The 1723-nt window shown below is 65.2% G+C and carries 3 protein-coding genes; 2 read left to right on the top strand and 1 reads right to left on the bottom strand.

Features of this window, described 5'->3' with window-relative positions; translation table 11 throughout:
* Both cobU and cobO read left to right on the top strand, forming a co-directional pair.
* A partial coding sequence (gene cobU / locus CN311_RS16520) for a bifunctional adenosylcobinamide kinase/adenosylcobinamide-phosphate guanylyltransferase (protein WP_097574837.1) occupies nucleotides 1–459 on the top strand: 459 nt, incomplete at its 5' end.
* 1 nt (nucleotide 460) lies between these two features.
* On the top strand, nucleotides 461–1075 hold the full coding sequence (cobO, locus tag CN311_RS16515) for a cob(I)yrinic acid a,c-diamide adenosyltransferase (protein WP_097574836.1): 615 nt from the start codon (nucleotides 461–463) through the stop codon (nucleotides 1073–1075).
* Nucleotides 1076–1255: 180 nt separating this feature from the next.
* Here the strand turns inward: cobO and CN311_RS16510 are convergent.
* Nucleotides 1256–1723, bottom strand: a 468-nt coding sequence (locus CN311_RS16510; RefSeq protein ID WP_208866515.1) for a cobalamin biosynthesis protein CobD/CbiB, incomplete at its 5' end; no start/stop codon positions are given.

Here is a 1723-nt window from a genome sequence, read left to right as displayed (position 1 = left end):
GCGCACGCCGAAACATTGGTGACGGCCTGCCAGGGGCCATGGACCTATATCGCGACGGCGCAAGCCTATGACGACGAGATGCGCGAACGCATCGCGCTGCATCGATCGCGGCGTGGCGAGGGCTGGACGACCGTGGATGCGCCGCTCGATCTTGCCGGCGCGCTGGCTGCGGTGCCTGACGGCCGGCCGGTCCTGATCGACTGCCTGACGCTGTGGTTGACCAACCATATGTTGGCCGAACATGACTTTGAGACCGAATGCCGGCGGCTGGCCGACGTGCTGTCGCGGCCCCGCGGGCCATGGTTCGTGGTCTCCAACGAGGTCGGCCAGGGCATCGTGCCCGACAACGCTTTGGCAAGGCGCTTTCGCGACGCTGCCGGCCGGCTTAACCAGCAGGTCGCCGCAGTCGCCGGTACAGTGCTTTTGATGGTGGCGGGGCTGCCGCTCAAGGTGAAGTGAGATGACCGATATTGAAGCCAGGGACGAGGAACGCCACCGCGCCAAGATGGCCAAGCGCAAGGCGGTGCAGGACGCCGAGGTTGCGGGAAAGACGATCGAGAAGGGCCTGCTGATCGTCAACACCGGTCCGGGCAAGGGCAAGACCACCGCCGCCTTCGGGCTGGCGCTGCGCATGCTCGGCTATGGCAAGCGCGTCGGCGTCGTCCAGTTCATCAAGGGCAAATGGCACACCGGCGAGAAGGACGCCTTTGCCGCCTTCGGCGACCGGGTCGTATGGCACACGATGGGCGAGGGTTTTACCTGGGAGACGCAGGATCTGAAGCGCGACATCGCGGCGGCCGAAGCCGCCTGGGTCAAGGCGCTCGAACTGATGGCGGATCCTTCGATCAGCCTTGTGGTGCTTGACGAATTGAACATTGCGCTGCGCTACGATTATCTCGATCTCGACAAGGTGGTGACGGCGCTGAAGGGCCGGCGGGAGGGCCTGCATGTCGTGATCACCGGCCGCAACGCCAAGCCGGCTCTGGTCGAGGCGGCCGACCTGGTCACCGAGATGGGCGTGACCAAGCACCATTTTTCGGCCGGCGTGAAAGCGCAGCAAGGGATAGAGTTCTGAGAGACCGTTTGGAAATTCTACTCTGGCGGCCATCTGATGGCGTTTTCTGTGCTTCCGGTGCTCACGGACCCAAATGTCCGCTGCGCTCCGGTTCTCGAAACCACCACCATATGACTCGCCAGAGCGAATTTCGAAACGGTCTCTGAGCGCTTACCCGATAGACGGGAAGGTAGAGTGCGGTCACGCGGCGAGGACGATCGCCGCGATCATGCCGAACAGCGCGATAAGCAGAAAGTCGGCTGTCCGATAAAGCTTCAACGCCAGCCTGATGTCGGCGCTCTCGGCGTCGCGCCGGCCGCCGTCGCCCATGAAGGCATCATCGACCATGACGCCGCCATAGACGCGCGGCCCGGCAAGCGCCAGGCCGAGCGCGCCGGCCATCGCGGCTTCCGGCCAGCCGGCATTGGGCGAACGATGTTTTTTCGCGTCGCGCCGCACGGTGCGCCAGGCATTTTTCGCGTCGGCGCCGCTGACGAAAAAAGCCGCCAGCACGATCAGCAGCGCCGTCAGCCGCGACGCCGGCAGGTTGATCAGATCGTCGAAACGCGCCGCCGCCCGGCCGAACGCCTCGTGGCGCGGCGTGCGGTGGCCGATCATCGAATCGGCGGTGTTGGCGGCCTTGTAGGCAACGCCGCCGGGGAGCCCGCC

Source organism: Mesorhizobium sanjuanii (assembly GCF_002529485.1).
GTDB classification, from domain to species: domain Bacteria; phylum Pseudomonadota; class Alphaproteobacteria; order Rhizobiales; family Rhizobiaceae; genus Mesorhizobium; species Mesorhizobium sanjuanii.
The sequence above is the reverse complement of the archived record's forward strand: the minus strand, read 5'-3'. Positions and strand labels throughout refer to the sequence as shown.

What these genes read in the sequence shown, in the direction of transcription:
- cobO (WP_097574836.1), top strand. Translation starts at nt 461, where the DNA reads ATGACCGATATTGAAGCCAGGGACGAGGAACGCCACCGCGCCAAGATG.